The organism is Variovorax endophyticus (assembly GCF_025376855.1).
In the GTDB taxonomy this organism is placed as follows: Bacteria; Pseudomonadota; Gammaproteobacteria; order Burkholderiales; family Burkholderiaceae_C; genus Variovorax.
The window spans coordinates 123,563-140,180 of record NZ_JAHUTH010000002.1 but is presented as its reverse complement, the minus strand read 5'-3'; the positions used below and the strand labels follow the sequence as shown (position 1 = coordinate 140,180).

Annotated in this window: 16 protein-coding genes; 11 read left to right on the top strand and 5 right to left on the bottom strand. The window is 69.0% G+C overall.

All coding sequences use genetic code 11. The features are described from left to right. Positions 1 to 6 precede the first annotated feature (6 nt). Positions 7 to 1,086, top strand: coding sequence for an ABC transporter substrate-binding protein (locus tag KV106_RS03370; protein WP_261206091.1), 1,080 nt, complete (start codon positions 7 to 9; stop codon positions 1,084 to 1,086). Positions 1,087 to 1,120: 34 nt separating this feature from the next. Here KV106_RS03370 and KV106_RS03365 read toward each other — a convergent pair whose 3' ends face one another. Both KV106_RS03365 and KV106_RS03360 read right to left on the bottom strand, forming a co-directional pair. Then, positions 1,121 to 1,486, bottom strand: a complete 366-nt coding sequence (locus tag KV106_RS03365; protein ID WP_261206090.1) for a nuclear transport factor 2 family protein — start codon at positions 1,484 to 1,486, stop codon at positions 1,121 to 1,123. Between the two features lie 106 nt (positions 1,487 to 1,592). Beyond that, the gene (locus KV106_RS03360; RefSeq protein WP_261206089.1) at positions 1,593 to 2,033 is read right to left on the bottom strand and encodes a GNAT family N-acetyltransferase; all 441 of its coding nucleotides are present in this window, start codon (positions 2,031 to 2,033) and stop codon (positions 1,593 to 1,595) included. 174 nt (positions 2,034 to 2,207) lie between these two features. On the opposite strand from KV106_RS03360, the gene KV106_RS03355 reads away from it, so the two are divergent. The 5 genes from KV106_RS03355 (at position 2,208) to KV106_RS03335 (ending at position 8,699) form a co-directional block, all read left to right on the top strand. Then, the gene (locus KV106_RS03355) at positions 2,208 to 2,912 is read left to right on the top strand and encodes a response regulator transcription factor (protein WP_314733626.1); all 705 of its coding nucleotides are present in this window, start codon (positions 2,208 to 2,210) and stop codon (positions 2,910 to 2,912) included. After that, positions 2,909 to 4,222: a sensor histidine kinase gene (locus tag KV106_RS03350; RefSeq protein ID WP_261206088.1), complete on the top strand. Its 1,314-nt coding sequence runs from the start codon at positions 2,909 to 2,911 to the stop codon at positions 4,220 to 4,222. The genes KV106_RS03355 and KV106_RS03350 overlap by 4 nt, the downstream gene beginning before the upstream one ends. A 125-nt stretch (positions 4,223 to 4,347) precedes the next feature. Continuing rightward, on the top strand, positions 4,348 to 5,379 hold the full coding sequence (locus KV106_RS03345) for an ABC transporter substrate-binding protein (RefSeq protein ID WP_261206087.1): 1,032 nt from the start codon (positions 4,348 to 4,350) through the stop codon (positions 5,377 to 5,379). 10 nt (positions 5,380 to 5,389) lie between these two features. After that, positions 5,390 to 7,627, top strand: a complete 2,238-nt coding sequence (locus tag KV106_RS03340; RefSeq protein WP_261206086.1) for an ABC transporter permease — start codon at positions 5,390 to 5,392, stop codon at positions 7,625 to 7,627. A gap of 22 nt (positions 7,628 to 7,649) precedes the next feature. After that, the gene (locus tag KV106_RS03335) at positions 7,650 to 8,699 is read left to right on the top strand and encodes an ABC transporter ATP-binding protein (protein ID WP_261206083.1); all 1,050 of its coding nucleotides are present in this window, start codon (positions 7,650 to 7,652) and stop codon (positions 8,697 to 8,699) included. On the opposite strand, the gene KV106_RS03330 is transcribed toward KV106_RS03335, so the two are convergent. Continuing rightward, positions 8,696 to 9,409 carry a GntR family transcriptional regulator gene (locus KV106_RS03330; protein ID WP_057589908.1) on the bottom strand — a complete coding sequence of 238 codons (714 nt, stop codon included), beginning with the start codon at positions 9,407 to 9,409 and terminating at the stop codon, positions 8,696 to 8,698. The two genes, KV106_RS03335 and KV106_RS03330, sit on opposite strands and share 4 nt — an antisense overlap. A gap of 102 nt (positions 9,410 to 9,511) precedes the next feature. Here KV106_RS03330 and KV106_RS03325 point away from each other — a divergent pair, with 102 nt between their 5' ends. The 5 genes from KV106_RS03325 to KV106_RS03305 all read left to right on the top strand — a co-directional run bounded on the left by KV106_RS03325 (position 9,512) and on the right by KV106_RS03305 (position 14,049). Next, positions 9,512 to 10,030 (top strand): TRAP transporter small permease, encoded by a 519-nt coding sequence (locus KV106_RS03325; RefSeq protein ID WP_261206082.1) that lies wholly within the window; start codon positions 9,512 to 9,514, stop codon positions 10,028 to 10,030. Positions 10,031 to 10,052: 22 nt separating this feature from the next. Next, a complete protein-coding gene (locus KV106_RS03320; protein WP_261206081.1) occupies positions 10,053 to 11,330 on the top strand; it encodes a TRAP transporter large permease subunit in 1,278 nt (425 codons plus the stop codon). Positions 11,331 to 11,369: 39 nt separating this feature from the next. Next, a complete protein-coding gene (locus KV106_RS03315; protein WP_261206080.1) occupies positions 11,370 to 12,353 on the top strand; it encodes a TRAP transporter substrate-binding protein in 984 nt (327 codons plus the stop codon). 114 nt (positions 12,354 to 12,467) lie between these two features. Then, the gene (locus KV106_RS03310; protein ID WP_057589904.1) at positions 12,468 to 13,118 is read left to right on the top strand and encodes an RraA family protein; all 651 of its coding nucleotides are present in this window, start codon (positions 12,468 to 12,470) and stop codon (positions 13,116 to 13,118) included. Then, positions 13,105 to 14,049: a sugar kinase gene (locus tag KV106_RS03305; protein WP_261206079.1), complete on the top strand. Its 945-nt coding sequence runs from the start codon at positions 13,105 to 13,107 to the stop codon at positions 14,047 to 14,049. Before KV106_RS03310 ends, KV106_RS03305 begins: the two co-directional genes overlap by 14 nt. A gap of 6 nt (positions 14,050 to 14,055) precedes the next feature. Here KV106_RS03305 and KV106_RS03300 read toward each other — a convergent pair whose 3' ends face one another. Both KV106_RS03300 and KV106_RS03295 read right to left on the bottom strand, forming a co-directional pair. After that, a complete protein-coding gene (locus KV106_RS03300) occupies positions 14,056 to 15,255 on the bottom strand; it encodes a trans-sulfuration enzyme family protein (RefSeq protein WP_057589902.1) in 1,200 nt (399 codons plus the stop codon). A 130-nt stretch (positions 15,256 to 15,385) separates the two neighbouring features. After that, positions 15,386 to 16,588: a trans-sulfuration enzyme family protein gene (locus KV106_RS03295; RefSeq protein ID WP_261206077.1), complete on the bottom strand. Its 1,203-nt coding sequence runs from the start codon at positions 16,586 to 16,588 to the stop codon at positions 15,386 to 15,388. Positions 16,589 to 16,618: the final 30 nt, after the last annotated feature.

Genomic DNA, 16,618 nt, shown 5'->3' with positions numbered 1-16,618 from the left:
CGGTCGATGAGTTCTTCCGCGATCGAGATCGGCGCGCTCGCGCCGCTGAGCCGGCCGGGCTGGGTCGAGGCGGGCGAGCATCTGCTGGCGGGCATGGAACTGGCTGCCCTCGAGATCAATGAGGCAGGCGGGATCGCGGGCAGGCTGCTTCGATTGGTGGTGAGGGATACGGCGGCCGATCCGAACACGGCAATGACTGCCGTGGACGAACTGGCCCGCCTCGGCGTGGTGGCGCTGGCCGGGGAGTACCACAGCGTGGTCGCCCGCGCGGCGGCCGCGCGGGCGCATGCACTCGGCCTGCCGTTCCTCTGCGCGTCGGCGGTGCTCGATGCGCTGTGCGAACAACCGAGCCGCTGGGTGGCGCGGCTGGCGCCGGCGCAGTCGCACGGCTGGCGGATCTATGCGGACTTCCTGCTCGGCGAGGGCCATCGCCGCATCGCGGTCGCGGCCGATGCCAGCGTCTATTGGGCGGCGGGCACCGGCATCCTGCGCGAGCACCTGGCCGCGCGCGGCGGCACGTTGGTCGAACTCGATGCGCGTGCGTTGTCGCCCGCGGCACTGTGCGACCAGCTGTTCGAGCAACGCGCCACGGCCGTCCTGATGCTGGCCGGCCACCCCGAGCCGGCCGTGCCCATCGTCAAGGCCGTGCGCCATGACCCGCGGCTGGCCGGCATGCGGATCGGCGCGCCGGCGGGACAGCCCGAGTTCGCCGAGTGGATGGCGGCGCTGGACGCGGATGGCGCGGCGATTCCGTTTCTTCGCTATCTGCCCGAGCGTCTCGGTTCGTCAGCCATGCGCATCGAAGCGGCATTGCGCGAGCGACTGGGCGTGGCGCCTTCGTTCGTCGCCTTCGAGGGCTACGACGCGATCGCTGTGCTCGCCGAAGCGATGCGATCGCACGGTGCGCGGCGCGAAGGCATTGCCGATGCATGGTCGCACGCGAGCTTCGAGGGCAGCCGCGGTCCCTTCCGGTTCTCGCGCGTGCCGGGCATCGATGTCCTGCAATGGGCCTGGCCGCCGGTCCAGGTGGTCGAGCGCGATCCCTCGAAGCCCGATCGCTTCAGGGTGCTCCACACCGGCGTCTGACGAAGGGCGGAAGTCATGCGGCGCCCTCTGTTCATCACGGGCCGGCCTGCTGCCCCGTCTCGACCACGAAGGCATGCAGCTCGGCGAGCTTCCCGTCGCGAAAGCGCCAGACATCGCAGTAGCTGTGATGGGTCGCTTTGCCCACTTCGTCCTTCAGCGTGATCTCGCCGATGGCCGCCACGATGTCGCCCTCGGCGACCAGCCGATGCACGTCGAACCGGGGCGGCTCCTTGTACGTCCGGGCCATCCACTGGCGAACGGCTTCCTTGCCGTCGAGCGTCTGTTCGCCCACGAAGGTCCACTTCGTGTCGTCGGTGCAGACACTCAGAAAGCCTTCGTAGTCGCCTTCGACGATGGCCGCGTTGGCCCGCTCGAGGGTGGCCTTGTTCGCCTGTGACATCCGGAACTCTCCTTCGTTGAACCAGGAACAGGTTCCGGTTGTAGAGCTCCGGCGCGTCGCGATCGTCAGTCCATGGGCAACGATGGCGTACGCGATCGGCTGACAGCTAACGCAGGTCGAATCCGAAATGCAGGCCGCGTGCGAGCAGGTCGTTGCGGAAGTAGAAGCGCTGCGCCAGCGCGTTGTCCAAGCCGGTGTCGAGCGTGAGGCGCGTGCACCCGGCTTCGCGCGCCAGCGTCTTCAACGCGCCGAGCAGCGCGCTGCCCACGCCGCCGCCGCGCTCGTCCTGCGTGGTCACGAGGTCGTCGACATAGAGGAAGCGCCCGTGGATCAGGTTGCGCTGGAAGCGGTAACCCGCGAAGCCGCACGGCGCATCGTGCCGCCAGGCCGCGAGCATGCGGTAGCCCTCGCGGCGCTGCTCGGCCACGGCCTGCTGGAAGGCCTCGGGGCTCGCGAGGTGAGGACGCAACTGGCGCACCATGGGATGGCAGGCGAGAAGGTCCGCATCGGATTCGACGGGACGGAAGTGGATCGGGGTGGCGGTCATGAGGGCAAGGTCGATGAAAGGGGTCGAGGCAGTGTGCGTCCGCATCGCGCCTTCCGGTTGGACCACGTTCTTCGAATCTGGCTGGACCATTGCCCGCTGGATCGACGCCGGCCTTTCTTTCGTCTGTCTTTCACCGTTGCGTGGTGCAAGCCCCAGTTCGCGGGAAGGTCCCCGATGGCAACATCCGGGCATGCAACTGCTGCTCGTGGAAGACGACTTCGACCTGTCGGGAATACTGTCCCGCAGCCTGTCGCGCGCGGCTTCGAGATCCTGTGCTGCAGCGATGGCGCCGAGGCCCTGGCGGCGGCGCGCAAGAAGAACTTCGACATCATCGTGCTCGACCTGTCGCTGCCCGGGCTCGACGGCCTGGAGCTGTTGCACCGTCTGCGCGGCGACGGGAACGCGACCCCGGTGCTGATCCTGACGGCCCGCGGCGCGGTCGGCGACCGGATCGCGGGGCTCAATGCCGGCGCCGACGACTACCTCGCCAAGCCCTTCGACCTCGAGGAGATGATCGCGCGCGTGGGCGCGCTGACCCGCCGGCTCGGCCGTAACGGCGAGCTGCGCTGCGGCCGCCTGCGCTACGAGGCGGCCGCCAATGTCTTCTACCGCGACGAGAGCCCGCTCGAACTGTCGCAGCGCGAGGCCGACCTGCTGAAGAAACTGATGTCGCGCGTCGATCGCGTGGTGCCCAGGGAGGAGCTCAGGCAGGCGGTGTTCGGTGCCGACACGGCGCAGTCGGAGGCCATCGACCTCGTGGTGCACCGGCTGAGGAAGAAGCTGGTCGGCGCCAGCGTCGAGGTGCTCAACCTGCGCGGCGTCGGCTATCTGCTGTGCGACGACACCTCCGCGGCGGCGCAACGCCCGGTCGGCGGATGATGCCGTCGTCCTGGCCGCCAGGTGCCGTGTCGCTGCGGCGCTTCCTGCTGCTGTGGCTGCTGGGCGGCCTGTGGCTGGTCGTGGCCTGCATCGCGGCGTTCCATCTGGTGGTGGCGCTGATCGAGCTGGCGCGGGCGCAGGACGCGCGGCTGGTGGCGGCGCTCGGCGCTTCGGGCCAGCCCGGTGTCGGTGCCGTGTTCGAACGGACCGGTTCGCTCGACGGCAGCCGGATCGCCGGCGACCGCATGCTCGAGGCGTTCCCTTGGGTCGCGAGCCTGCCGGCGTCGGGCGCGCCGCGCCTCTATGTGAGCCAGCGCGGGGACGTGGCGGTGCGTGCCGCGGCGGCCTTGCGCGAGGACGCGACCCAGTCCGGAGGGAAGGTGGTGGTCCAGGCCGCGGAACCGATGCGCGCGCGCTTCGCCGCCTGGGACCGGATGCCGCGGCAACTGCTGGGCTGGCTCGCCGCGGCCGCCCTCGGCATGTCGGCCGTGGTGGTCTCGGCGGTGGCCATGACCTCGCGCTGGCTGGCGCGCGCGCGCCGCGCGCTCGATGCCCCGCAGCTGGACATGGCGCTCTACGACGGTCCCTCCGAGCTGCGCCCAGCGATGGCGCGCATGCATGAGCTGCACCAGCGGCAGCGCGAATGGGTCGAGCAGCAGCGCCGCTTCCTGGCCGATGCCTCCCATCAGCTGCGCACGCCGATGTCGGTGCTGCGCACGCAGCTGCAGTCCGCCATGGCGGGCGACGTGCCGGCCGGCGAGATCCTGCCGCAGATGCTGCACACGGTCGATCGCGCGACGGACATGGCCAACCAGCTGCTGAGCCTCAGCAAGCTCGAGCAGGTCAAGCGGGCGGGGCGCCTGCAGGCGGTGCTGCTGCATGCGGCGGCCGTCGACGCGGTGATGGAGCTCGCGCCGCTCATCGCGGCCAAGCGGCTGGACTTCGCGCTCGAGGGCGACGAGCAGCTGGGCGCCACCGGCGATCCGCTGATGCTCGGCGAGCTGCTGCGCAACCTGCTCGCGAACGCGATCCATCACACGCCCGATGGCGGCCGGCTCGGCATCCTGGTGCGCGCCTATGCCGCGACGGTGGAGCTCGTGGTGTGGGACGGCGGCCCGGGCGTCGACGATGCGCTGCGGCCGCGGCTGTTCCAGGCCTTCTCGGCCACCAAGGGCGGGGTTGGCCTGGGCCTGTCGATCTGCCGCCAGATCGCCGAGGCCATGGGCGCGTCGATGGAGATCTACAACCGCGTCGATGCCGGGCGGGTCATCGGCGTGGACGCCGTGGTCCGCTGGAGCCAGGCCCCCTGAACGCGGCCGGCACCCATGCCGGCCGAACGAAGCCCCCCGCATTCCTTCCCGTTTCTTCACGGCCCGCGCGTGGCCGGGGACGCGTGTCGCCCTTTTCTTTTCGATCCCACTCCAAGGAGATATCCATGAACAAGACAAATGCCCTCGCGGCCCTCGCGCTGGCCGCCGGCCTGTGCGCGCCGGCCGTCCATGCCCAGGGGGCTGGCCAGTTGAACGTCATCTGCTCCGTGCAGGACGAATGGTGCTCGCTCATGAGCACCACCTTCGCCCGCAGTTCGGGCATCAAGGTCAACGTGCTCAAGCGCGGCAGCGGCGAGGCGCTGGCCCAGTTGCTGGCCGAGCGCGGCAACCCGAAGACCGACGTCTGGTTCGGCGGCACGGGCGATCCCCATCTCCAGGCCGCGGAGCAGGACCTGACCCTTGCGTACAAGTCGCCCTCGCTGCCGCAGTTGCACGCCTGGTCGCAGTCGCAGGCCGAGCAGTCGCAGTGGCGCACCGTCGGCGTGTACTCGGGGCCGCTGGGCTTCGCCTACAACACCGAACTGCTGGCGAAGAAGAAGCTGCCCGAGCCCAAGTGCTGGAAGGACCTGCTGTCGCCGGGCCTGCGCGGCGAGATCCAGGTCGCCAATCCCGCGAGCTCGGGAACGGCCTACACCATGATCGCGACCCTCGTGCAGCTGATGGGCGAGGACAAGGCCTTCGACTACATGAAGGGCCTGCACCGGAACGTGAGCCAGTACGCGCGCTCCGGCACCGGCCCGATCAAGGCCGCGGCGCGCGGCGAGACCACGGTGTCGATCAGCTTCGTGCACGACGCGCCGAGCGAGCAGATGCAGGGCTTCCCGATCGCGACCGCGACGCCCTGCGAGGGCACCGGCGCCGAGATCGGCTCGATGTCGATCATCAAGGGCGCGCGCAATCTCGAGAATGCCAAGAGGTTCTACGAATGGGCCCTGACGCCCGCGGCGCAGCAACTGGCCGCGGCGGCGCACCAATACCAGCTGCCGTCCAACAAGTCGGCCACGCTGGACAGCCACATCCCCGACTTCCGCAAGATCCGCCTCATCGACTACGACTATGCGAAGTACGGGCGCTCGGCCGAGCGCAAGCGCCTGATCGAACGCTGGGAGCGCGAAGTCAATGGCCAGTCGCGTTGAACGGATCCGCATGAAGCTCGATCCTCACAACAGGCCGATCGCGCTCTGGTCGGTCGTCGGCCTGCTCGCCTTCTGCCTGCTGCCCTGGCATGCCTTGCCCGATGGCCTCGCGGGACTGCAGGGCGTGGGCGAATTGCTCGCGGGCCATGACAGCTCCTCGGCGCTCGCGCAGGTGCTGCTGCATCGCCGGCCCTGGCTGGCCCTGGCCGCCTGGCCGCTGCTCGCCGGCCTGCTGGCGATGCGGATGACGCCCGGTGTCGCGCAGGGACGGCTGCTGGCCGGTTGCGGCGCGCTGGGCGTGGCGGGCGTGCTGCTGCAGGGTTTCGCCATCGGCCTGCCCGCCGCCGACCCGGCGCCGGGCCTGTTCGCGGCGGCCGTTGCCGCCGGCCAACCGGGCTTCGGCTGGGGCGCGATGCTCGTGCTGTGCGCGCTGCTGATGCTGACCGCGTTCGGCGCGGCGCGCACGGGGGCGTTCCGCGGCGACCTGTTCGTCGCGGCGGCCGTGGTGGGCGCGGGCAGCCTGCTGCTGGCCTTCGTCGCGCTGCCGGTGTTCCGCTCGCTGGCCGGCGCCTTCCTCGACGACGGCGGCCAGTTCAGCGCCGGCGCCTGGTTCGCGCGCATCGCGAGCGAAAGGATCTGGGGCGTCGGCTGCCTGCATTTGGCGCGCAGCTGCGGCGTTGCCTGGAATACGCTGGCACTGGCCACGCTGACCGGCGTCACGACCACGGTGCTCGGCACGCTGCTCGCGCTGGTCGAGAACCGCAGTGCCTCGCGGATCCGGCATGCGCTGCGCTTCCTCGCGCCACTGCCGATCATCACGCCGCCCTTCGTGGTGGGGCTGGGCCTGATCCTGCTGTTCGGGCGGGCGGGGCTGGTCAACCAGTTGATCGAATGGGCCTTCGGCATCGAACCCACGCGCTGGTTCTACGGCTGGTTCGGCGTCTGGCTCGCGCAGCTGTTCGCCTTCACGCCGATCGCCTTCCTCATCGTGCGTGGCGTGATCGAGGGGATCAGCCCCTCGCTCGAGGAGGCCTCGCAGACGCTGCGCGCCGATGCCTGGCGGACCTTCCGCCATGTCACCTTCCCGCTGATGCTGCCGGGCCTGACGAACGCCTTCCTGGTCGGCTTCATCGAGAGCATCGCCGACTTCGGCAACCCGATCATCGTGGGCGGGCAGTTCTCGGTGCTGTCCACGGAGATCTTCTTCGCGATCGTCGGCGCGCAGTTCGACCAGGGCCGCGCGTCCGCGCTCGCGCTGATCCTGACCGTGTTCGCATTGGGGGTCTTCGCGGTGCAGCGCGGGATCCTGGGCCGCAGGAACTTCACCACCGTCTCGGGCAAGGGCGACGCGGGGCTCTCGATGCGCCTGCCCGACGGTCTGCGGCGCGCCGCGCTGTGCGTGGTCGTACCGTGGCTGGTCTTCACGCTGGTGGTCTATGTGTTCGCCTTCTGCGGCGGCTTCGTGCAGACCTGGGGCCGGAACTACACGCCCACGCTGGCGCACTTCCGCACGGCCTTCTCGGTGGTGGTGGAGGGGGGCGCGGTGCAATGGGCCGGCGTGGCCTGGGATTCGCTCTTCACGACGGTGCGGCTGGCGGCCGTGGCGGCGCCGCTCACCGCGGGGCTGGGCCTCCTGATCGCCTGGCTGCTGGCACGCGTGCAGTTCCGCGGGCAGGGCGCGTTCGAGTTCTCGGCGCTCATGGCCTTCGCGATCCCGGGCACGGTGCTGGGCGTGAGCTACGTGCTGGCCTTCAACGCTCCGCCATTCGAGATGACGGGCACCGGGCTGATCATCGTGCTGTGCTTCATCTTCCGGAACCTGCCGGTGGGCGTGCGCGCGGGTTCGGCGGCCTTCAAGCAGCTCGACAAGTCGCTCGACGAGGCCTCGCTGATGCTGCGCGCCTCGACCGCGCGCACGCTCTGGTCGGTCACGCTGCCGCTGCTGAAGCCGGCGCTCGCGGCCTCGCTCATCTACAGTTTCGTGCGTTCGATGACCACCGTGTCGGCGGTGATCTTCCTCGTCACGGCGCAGACCGAGCTGGCCACCACCTTCATCATCGGCCGCGTCGGCCAGGGCGACTACGGCGTGGCGCTCGCATACAGCACCGCGCTGATCGTGCTGATGGCGGTGGTCACCGGCCTCGTGCAATGGCGCGTCGGCGACCGCAGGCTGGGCCGCAGGGCCGCCACGGCCCGGCGCCCGGACACCGGGGCGGCCGACGCACGGCATGCGCCGGCGGCCACCTGAAGCATCTCAATCGGAGAAGAACATGTACGGCATCGAATTCAGGAACGTGTCCAAGAACTATGGCACCGGCGCCCAGGCGCCCATGGTCGTGAAGGACATCAGCTTCGGCGTGCCCCGGGGCACGCTCACCACCATCCTCGGCCCGTCGGGCTGCGGCAAGACCACGACGCTGCGCATGATCGCGGGGCTCGAGACGCCGAGCGCGGGGCGCATCTTCATCGACGGCGTGGACGTCACGACCCTGGGCGCGGCGCAGCGCAACGTCAGCCTGGTGTTCCAGAGCTATGCGCTGTTCCCGCACATGAGCGTCATCGAGAACGTCTCCTACGGGCTGCGCATGTCGGGCTTCGCGAAGGCGCAGGCGCGCGAGAAGGCCGCGCTGATGCTCGAGACCGTGGGCCTGAAGGGAATGAACGAGCGCATGCCCAGCGAGCTGTCGGGCGGGCAGCAGCAGCGCGTGGCGCTGGCGCGCGCGCTGGCGCTGGAGCCGGCGGTGCTGCTGTTCGACGAGCCGCTGTCGAACCTCGACGCCCGGTTGCGCCGCTCCATGCGCGAGGAGATCCGCGCGTTGCAGCAGCGGCTGTCGCTCACGGTGGCCTACGTCACGCACGACCAGAGCGAGGCGCTGGCGGTCAGCGACCACATCATCGTGATGGACCAGGGCGCGATCGCCCAGCGTGGCGCGCCGCACGAGCTCTACGAGTCGCCGCAGTCGGAATTCGTCGCGGGCTTCATGGGCGAAGCGATGCTGTTCGACGGCGTCTGCGATGCGCGGCGCCAGGTGATGCTGGGCACGCTCGGCGTGACGGCGCCGGACGGCATCGGCGCGGGGCCGGTGAAGGTGGCAGTGCGGCCCGAGGCCTGGATCATCCGGCCGGTCTCGAACGATGGTCTCGCGGCGCGCGTGCTCAAGAGGACCTATGTCGGCAGCACCGTGGAATACACCTTCTCGAGCGGACTCGGCGAGATCTTCGTCGTTTCGCCCGAGGTCAGGCAGTCGCTGATGCCCGGCGCGCCCGTGAGCCTGCACCTGGCGGACCACGGCGTTTCCATCGTGGCCGCGGCAACTTAGGGTTTCGCCGTTTCGCGCGCCGGCGCCACCATGTTGCGGCAGGCGATCAGGTAGGCCTGCTCCGTGCTCTGGATGTGCTCGCGCAGGATCGCCTGCGCGCGCGCCGCGTCGTTGGCGCGGATCGCGTCGACCACCACGCGGTGGTTGTCCTGGCAGTGCGTGACCTGGCTGTTCTCGGCCGGCAGCCGGTAGCGCAGGGCGGTGAGCTGCGCCGCCACCAGCATGTAGGCGGACTGGATGTAGCCGTTGGCGCAGCTCTCGATGATGGCGTTGTGGAACTCGGTGTCCAGGCGCGGGAACTCGTCGTGCTGCTGCTTCGAGAAGGCGGCCGCCATGTCGTCCAGGCATTTCTCGAGCGCCTGGATCAACGCCTCGGGCCGGTGCTCCATGCCGTCGGCCAGCGCCTCGCATTCGATCATCGAGCGGAAGCGGCAGATGTTCGCGACCTCGGCCTCGCCGAGCTGAAAGACGAAGGTCCCGCGCTGCGGATGGACCTCGACCAGCCCTTCCATCTTGAGGTGCAGCAGCGCCTCGCGCACCGGCGTCTTGCTGATCCCCAGCGTGGCCGCCAGCACCGACTCCGACAACGCCTCCCCGAAGCCCAATTCGCCCCTGACGATGGCGGCGCGGATCTGGTCGATCGCGAGTTCGGTGAGCGATTTGGGCCGCTCGACCTTGACGGAGAGGGCGGATTGACGGGGCGGGGCCATGCGCGATCCTAACAGGACCGGCCCTCGGGAAATACCGGATCTGATCTCTGGCGTTTAATATCTGGCATCTGATATATTTGTTGCCACAGATCAGGAGACAAGATGAATGCAGCAATGGACCGGCTCTACCGGTGGTTCGAGCACGCGCTCGTGGGCGGCCTGGCCGTGATGTCGCTGATGGTGTTCGCCAACGTGGTGCTGCGCTATGTGTTCGACACCGGCATCACCTTCACCGAGGAGGTGTCGCGCATGCTGTTCGTCTGGCTGACCTTCATCGGTTCGATCGTCGCGCTGCGCCAGGGCACGCACCTGGGCATGGACACGGTGGTCAGCCGGCTGCCGCATGCGGGCAAGCTGGCCTTCTTCGTCCTGAGCCACCTGCTGATGCTGGGCTGCATCGTGATGCTGTGGCTGGGCTGCTGGGAGCAGACCAAGGTCAACCTCGACAACCACGCGCCGGTCTCGGGCATCCCGGTGGCGGCGGTCTATTCGGTGGGGCTGGTGGCCGCGGTGCTGATGGGCATCACCCTGCTGGCCAACCTCTGGCAGGCGTTGCGCGGCGACCTCAGCGACGCGCAGCTGGTGACGGTGCGCGAGAGCGAAGACCGCGCCGCCGACTGAGCGCAAGGACAGAGGCCACTCCATGACCGTCTTCACCTTCATCGCATCGCTGCTCGGCGCCATGACGCTGGGCATGCCGATCGCGTTCGCCCTCATGGTCTGCGGCGTCGCGCTGATGCTGCAGATGAACAGCTTCGACGTGCAGATCCTGGCGCAGAAGCTGGTCGACGGCGCCGACAACTACCTGCTGATGTCGGTGCCCTTCTTCCTGCTGGCCGGCGAGATCATGAATCTCGGCGGCCTGTCGCGGCGCATCGTCGATGCCGCGATGGCCATCATCGGCCACATCCGCGGCGGCCTGGGCTACGTGGCGGTGCTCACGGCGCTGGTGCTGGCCAGCGTCTCGGGCTCGGCGATCGCCGACACCGCGGCGGTGGCGGTGCTGCTGATCCCGATGATGCGCAATGCCGGTTACGACGTGGGCCGCTCGAGCGGGCTGATCGCGGCGGCCGGCATCATCGCGCCGGTGATCCCGCCCTCGATCGGCTTCGTGGTGTTCGGCGTGGCCGCGGGCCTGTCGATCACCAAGCTGTTCATGGCCGGCATCGTGCCGGGCCTGATGATGGGCGCCTCGCTGATCGTCACCTGGTGGTGGCTCTCGCGCCGCGGCACGGTGCAGCCGGCGCCGCGCCGCAGCCTGCCCGAGATCGGCGTGGCGGTGCTGCGCAGCCTGTGGGCGCTGGGACTGCCGGTGATCATCATCTTCGGCCTCAAGCTCGGCCTGTTCACGCCCACCGAGGCCGGCGTGGTGGCCGCGGCCTACGCGCTGTTCGTGAGCACCGTGGTCTACCGCGCGCTGTCGTTGCGCGACCTCTACCGCGCGCTGCTGAGCGCGGCCATGACCTCGGCCATCATCATGTTCCTGGTGGCGGCCTCGCTGGTGTCGGCCTGGCTCATCACGGTGGCCAACATCCCCGACCAGATCGTGGCGCTGGCGCAGCCCTTCATCGAGCACAAGACGCTGTTGATGCTGGTGCTGATGGCGGTGGTCGTGCTGGTGGGTACCGCGCTCGACTTCACGCCCACCATCCTGATCCTCACGCCGGTGCTGATGCCGATCATCAAGGAGGCAGGCATCGACCCGATCTACTTCGGCGTGCTGTTCATCATCAACAACGCCATCGGCATGGTGACGCCGCCCGTGGGCACGGTGCTCAACGTGGTGGCCGGCGTGGCGCGCATCCGCATGGACGACGCGATCCGCGGCGTCATGCCCTTCATGCTGGCGCAGCTCGTCGTGCTGCTGCTGCTGATCCTGTTCCCGGCGCTGGTGCTCGTGCCCGCCACCTGGTTCCGCTGAATCCGTTCACCCATCGCATCACACAAGGAGACAAGAGACATGCTGAAGAAGATCATCGTCGCGCTGGCCGTCACCGCCGCGCTCGGCCTGGCCCATGCGCAGGCCGGCAAGTTCGGCTACGGCGCCAGCGACGACAACTCGCAGGGCCTGGCGGCCAAGCGCTTTTCCGAACTGGTGAAGACGCGCACCGGCGGCCGCGTCAACGTCAACACCTACGGCAGCGGCAAGCTCGGCACCGATGCGCAGATGCAGTCGGCGCTGCAGGGCGGCGTGCAGGAGCTGATGGTCGGCCCGACCTCGGGCCTGGTCGGCGTGGTCAAGGAATACGCGCTGCTCGACCTGCCGTTCCTGGTCTCCAGCTTCAAGGAGGCCGACTCGCTGCTCGACGGCCCGGTCGGCCAGTCGCTGTTCCAGAAGCTCGAGGCCCATGGCCTGGTGGGCCTGGCCTACTGGGAGAACGGCTTTCGCCATCTCACCAATTCGCGCCGCCCGGTCAACAAGCTCGAGGACATCGCGGGCCTGAAGATCCGCGTGATCCCGAACCCGGTCTACATCGAGACCTTCAAGGCCCTGGGCGCCAACCCGCTGCCGCTGCCCTACACCGAGCTCTATGGCGCGCTCGAGACCAAGTCGGTCGACGCGCAGGAGAACGGCCTGGGCCTGATCGAGTCGGGCAAGTTCTACGAAGTCCAGAAATACCTGACCCTGAGCGCCCACAGCTACACGCCCTACATCGTGCTGGCGAGCAAGAAGTGGTTCGACAAGCTCTCCGAGGCCGATCGCGACGTGGTGCGCAAGGCGGCCGTCGATGCCGGCACCTACCAACGCCAGATCAACCGCGAGGAAACGCGCAAGCTGGTCGACCAGATGAAGAAGCACGGCCTGCAGGTGGTCGACCTGCCGGCCGCCGAGGCCAACCGCATGCGCGAGAAGGTCAAGCCCGTGCACGAGAAGTTCACCGAGCAGATCGGCGCCGCGCTGATGAAGCAGGCGCGCGAGGAGATCGCCAAGGCCGCGCAGTGAGCGCCTGAACCCCCGATTCGTTTTTCTGCCGCCCTCCGCGAGGAGGGCGGGCGGGAGCCTGCCCGCCGTTTTCCGTCTTCCAGCCCATTGCCCCATATACAAGGAGAGAGATTCATGGACACCCAGCAACTGATCGCCGCCTTCGAGAAGGTCGCCACCGCCTCGGTCGCCGATGCCGTCGACAAGGTCACCGGCAAGCGCGGCTACCTCGACCACGAGATCAAGCCGCGCATCAACGACAGGCGCGTGGTCGGCCCGGCCGCCACCGTGATCGAGGTGCCGACCGACGAGTTCGTGCCGCCGCAGCATGCGCTCGACCTGATCGACGAGGCGCCCGAGGGCAGCGTGATCTGCATCGGCATCGGCGGCGAGAGCGATGTCGCCGTCTGGGGCGGCCTGATGACCGCGGGCGCCTTCGCCAACCGCCATGCGGGCGCGCTGCTCGACGGCGGCGTGCGCGACATCGCCGAGATCCGCCGCGACTACGACTTCCCCGTGTTCGCGCGCAGCGTCTCGCCGGGCACCACGCTGGGCCGCCACAAGACCCTGAGCTCGGGCGTGCCGACCATGATCGGCGGCGTGATGGTGCACCCGGGCGACATCGTGGTGGCCGACATCGACGGCGTGGTGATCGTGCCGCTCGCCCACGCCGAGGCCGTGCTCGCGATGGCGCAGGAGATCGACCAGCGCGAGCTCGAGCAGGCCAAATTGATCGTGGCCGAGCGCTCGCTGCGCAAGGGGCTGGCGAAATATGGCCGCATCTGAAGCCACCGGCGCGGTGCAGATCGTCGCGCTCGGCGAGCCGATGGTGGAGTTCAACCAGGTCCGTCCCGGCGAGCCCGGCTACCTGCAGGGCTTCGGCGGCGACACCTCGAACGCCATCATCGCCGCCGCCCGGCAGGGCGCGCGCACCGCCTACCTCACGCGCGTGGGCAACGACATCTGGGGCGATGCGCTGATGGAACTCTGGCGCGCCGAGGGCGTGGCCACCGACGGCGTGGCGCGCGATGCGCAGGCGCCGACCGCGGTGTACTTCGTCACGCACGACGGCGACGGCCATGCCTTCAGCTATCTGCGCGCCGGCAGCGCCGCCAGCCGCATGGTGCCGGCCGGGTTGCCGCGCGGCACCATCGAGGGCGCGCGCTTCCTCCATGTGTCGGGCATCAGCCAGGCCATCAGCGCGAGCGCCTGCGACACCGTGTTCGAGGCCATCGCCATCGCGCGCGCGAAGGGCGTGCAGGTCAGCTACGACGCCAACCTGCGGCTCAAGCTCTGGCCGCTGGCGCGCGCCCGCGCCGTGATCCGCGAGACCGTGGGCCTGTCGGACCTGTTCCTGCCGAGCATCGAGGATGCGCAGCAGTTCACCGGCCTCGACGGCGAAGACGCCATCCTCGACTGGTGCTTCGAGGCCGGCGCGCGCACCGTGGTGCTGAAGCTCGGCAAGGCCGGCGCGGTGCTCGCCACGCCCTCGTCGCGCGAGCGCATCGCGGGCCATGCGGTGCGGGCGGTCGATGCGACCGGCGCCGGCGACTGCTTCGCGGGCTCGCTGCTCGCGCGGCTGGCCGCGGGCGACGCGATCGCGCAGGCGGTGCGCTATGCCAATGCGGCGGCGGCGCTCACGACCACGGGCTTCGGCGCGGTGGCGCCGATACCGCGGCCGGAGGAGGTGCGTAACCTGCTCGCGCGCGTGGCCTAGGGTCGCTCAGCCGGCGGACGAGGCTTCCAGCGCCTGCCGCAGGTCCTCGAGGATGTCTTCGATCGCCTCCAGCCCGATCGACAGCCGGATCAGGCTGTCGCCGATCATGTGCCGCGCGCGCTCCTCGGGCGTGTAGGTCGCGTGCGTCATGCTCGCGGGATGCTGGGCCAGGCTCTCGGCATCGCCCAGGCTGACGGCGCGCGTCACCAGGCGCAGCGCGTTGATGAAGCGGCGTCCGGCATCGAGTCCGCTATGGATGTCGAACGCGATCACCGCGCCCGGTTGCGACATCTGCCGCCTGGCCAGCTCGTACTGGGGATGCGAAGGCAGTCCCGGGAACTTCACGCGTGCCACCTCGGGCCTGGCTTCGAGGAATTCCGCGACGCGCTGCGCGTTCGCGCAATGCCGGTCCATGCGCACCGGCAGCGTCTTCAGGCCGCGCAGGATCAGGTAGGCATCCATGGGCGACATGCAGGCGCCGGTCAGTTCCTTGATGCCCACGAAGCGCAGCGTCGACATCAGCGCCTTGGTGCCCACCAGCGCACCCGCGATCACGTCGCCGTGGCCGTTGATGTACTTGGTGAGCGAATGCACGACCACGTTGGCGCCGAGCTTCAGCGGCTGCTGCAGGTAGGGCGTGCAGTAGGTGCTGTCGACCGCGACCAGTGCCGTGCTGTGCGCATGGACCATCTCCGAGACCGCTGCGATGTCGACGACGCGCATGTGGGGGCTCGCGGGCGTCTCGAACAGCACGAGCTTCGTTCTCGCATTGAGATGGGCCGCCAGCTCGCCTGGCTGCGTGAAGTCCGCAACGCGCGTGACGATGCCGAAGTCGGGCAGCAGGTGGTGCACGAGGGCATGGGTGCAGCCGTAGAGCGTGAGGTCGACGAGTAGCTCGTCGCCCGGTCTCAGCAAGGTCCACATCAGCGTGCAGATCGCGCCCATGCCGGACCCGAAAGCGAGCGCGGCCTCGCCGCCCTCGAGCGATGCGAGGCGCTCCTCGAGCAACTGCACGGTCGGATTGGTGACGCGCGTGTAGATCATCCCCGGCTCTTCCTGCGCGAAGCGCGCGGCGCCCTGCTCGGCCGAGTCGAAGGCGAAGGTCGACGACCAGAAGATCGGCGGATTCAGCGCCCCTTGGTGCGCCGAGGCATCGTAGCCCGCGTGGATGGCGCGGGTCGCCAGAGAAAGGCCTGCTGATTTCATTGCGGTGTCCTGTCCTCGATGCGCATCGCATCCGATGACTCATTCTTTCCCGAACGGCGGATCGGACTGTGGAGTTATTCGCATGAAGCGCGCCCATTGATGCGGGCGGGCGCGCCCGTGCAGCGCCGAATCAGGGCGCGTCGAGCGCCTGCCTCAGATCGGCGATCAGGTCCTCCACATCCTCGAGTCCCACCGAAAGGCGTATCAGGTCCATGGTGACGCCTTCGCTCAGGCGCGCCGTCGGCGCGATCTTCTGTCGCGCGCGCATCAGGGCGCCGGGGCTCGTGATCAGCGACTCGGTATCGCCGAGGCTGATCGCGCGCGAGATCAGGCGCAGGCGATCGATCATCCGGATCGCGCCGTCGTATCCCGTCTTCAGGTCGAAGGACAGCATGCCGCTGCCATGCAGCATCTGCCGGCGCGCGATCTCGTGCCCCGGGCTGTCTTCGAGGAAGGGATAGCGCACGACTTCGACCGCCGGATGGGCCGCCAGCATCCGCGCGATCGCCAGCGCGTTCTCGCCGTGCTGGCGCATGCGCAGCTTCAGGGTCTTGAGACCGCGCAGGACCAGGAAGCAGAGCATCGGCGAAAGGGAAGCGCCGGTCATGTACTTCAGGCCGACGCTGCGGACCCTGTTCATGGTCGGCAGGTCACCCACCACGATGCCGCCGAGCAGATCGCCGTGCCCGTTGATGTATTTGGTCAGCGAGTGCACCACCAGATCGGCGCCATGGGCCAAGGGGCGCTGCAGGGCCGGGGAGGCGAAGGTCGAATCGACCACGACCCGCACGCCGGCGGCCTTCGCGATCTTCGAGATGGCCTCGATGTCGAGCACCTCTCCGGTCGGATTGATCGGCGTCTCGAAGTACACGAGCTTCGTCTTAGCCGTGATCGCTGCGGCCAGCTCCGCGGGCGACGACAGATCGACCTTGGTCACCTTGATGCCCAGGCGGGGCAGGCCTTCGTCGATCAGCGTGGTTGCCGTGGCATAGATCGTGTGGTGAACGACGATCTCGTCGCCGCTTCCCAGGAGACTGAGGAACACCGCGTTGATCGCGGCCATGCCCGAGGCGGTGGCGACCGCGGCCTGCGCACCCTCGAGGTTGGCCAGCCTCCGCTCCAGAAGATCCTGCGTCGGGTTGTGCTGCCGCCCGTAGACGTAGAGGTCGCTCTCGCCGGCGAAGATGGCTTCGGCCTCGGCATTCGAGTCGAACGCGAAGGTCGACGTCATGTAGATCGGCGGCGAGACGGCCCCGTAGGGGTCTTGCGAGCCGTAGCCGTGATGGATGGCGCGGGTCTGGAATCCCGGGGCCCGATCGAGTTCTCTTGTCATCCGATTCTCCGATGTCCGAAAAGTGGTGGA

Coding starts and splice junctions, on each gene's coding strand:
- KV106_RS03370 (WP_261206091.1), top strand. CDS start 7: ATGAGTTCTTCCGCGATCGAGATCGGCGCGCTCGCGCCGCTGAGCCGG.
- KV106_RS03365 (WP_261206090.1), bottom strand. CDS start 1,486: ATGTCACAGGCGAACAAGGCCACCCTCGAGCGGGCCAACGCGGCCATC.
- KV106_RS03360 (WP_261206089.1), bottom strand. CDS start 2,033: ATGACCGCCACCCCGATCCACTTCCGTCCCGTCGAATCCGATGCGGAC.
- KV106_RS03355 (WP_314733626.1), top strand. CDS start 2,208: ATGGCAACATCCGGGCATGCAACTGCTGCTCGTGGAAGACGACTTCGA.
- KV106_RS03350 (WP_261206088.1), top strand. CDS start 2,909: ATGATGCCGTCGTCCTGGCCGCCAGGTGCCGTGTCGCTGCGGCGCTTC.
- KV106_RS03345 (WP_261206087.1), top strand. CDS start 4,348: ATGAACAAGACAAATGCCCTCGCGGCCCTCGCGCTGGCCGCCGGCCTG.
- KV106_RS03340 (WP_261206086.1), top strand. CDS start 5,390: ATGAAGCTCGATCCTCACAACAGGCCGATCGCGCTCTGGTCGGTCGTC.
- KV106_RS03335 (WP_261206083.1), top strand. CDS start 7,650: ATGTACGGCATCGAATTCAGGAACGTGTCCAAGAACTATGGCACCGGC.
- KV106_RS03330 (WP_057589908.1), bottom strand. CDS start 9,409: ATGGCCCCGCCCCGTCAATCCGCCCTCTCCGTCAAGGTCGAGCGGCCC.
- KV106_RS03325 (WP_261206082.1), top strand. CDS start 9,512: ATGAATGCAGCAATGGACCGGCTCTACCGGTGGTTCGAGCACGCGCTC.
- KV106_RS03320 (WP_261206081.1), top strand. CDS start 10,053: ATGACCGTCTTCACCTTCATCGCATCGCTGCTCGGCGCCATGACGCTG.
- KV106_RS03315 (WP_261206080.1), top strand. CDS start 11,370: ATGCTGAAGAAGATCATCGTCGCGCTGGCCGTCACCGCCGCGCTCGGC.
- KV106_RS03310 (WP_057589904.1), top strand. CDS start 12,468: ATGGACACCCAGCAACTGATCGCCGCCTTCGAGAAGGTCGCCACCGCC.
- KV106_RS03305 (WP_261206079.1), top strand. CDS start 13,105: ATGGCCGCATCTGAAGCCACCGGCGCGGTGCAGATCGTCGCGCTCGGC.
- KV106_RS03300 (WP_057589902.1), bottom strand. CDS start 15,255: ATGAAATCAGCAGGCCTTTCTCTGGCGACCCGCGCCATCCACGCGGGC.
- KV106_RS03295 (WP_261206077.1), bottom strand. CDS start 16,588: ATGACAAGAGAACTCGATCGGGCCCCGGGATTCCAGACCCGCGCCATC.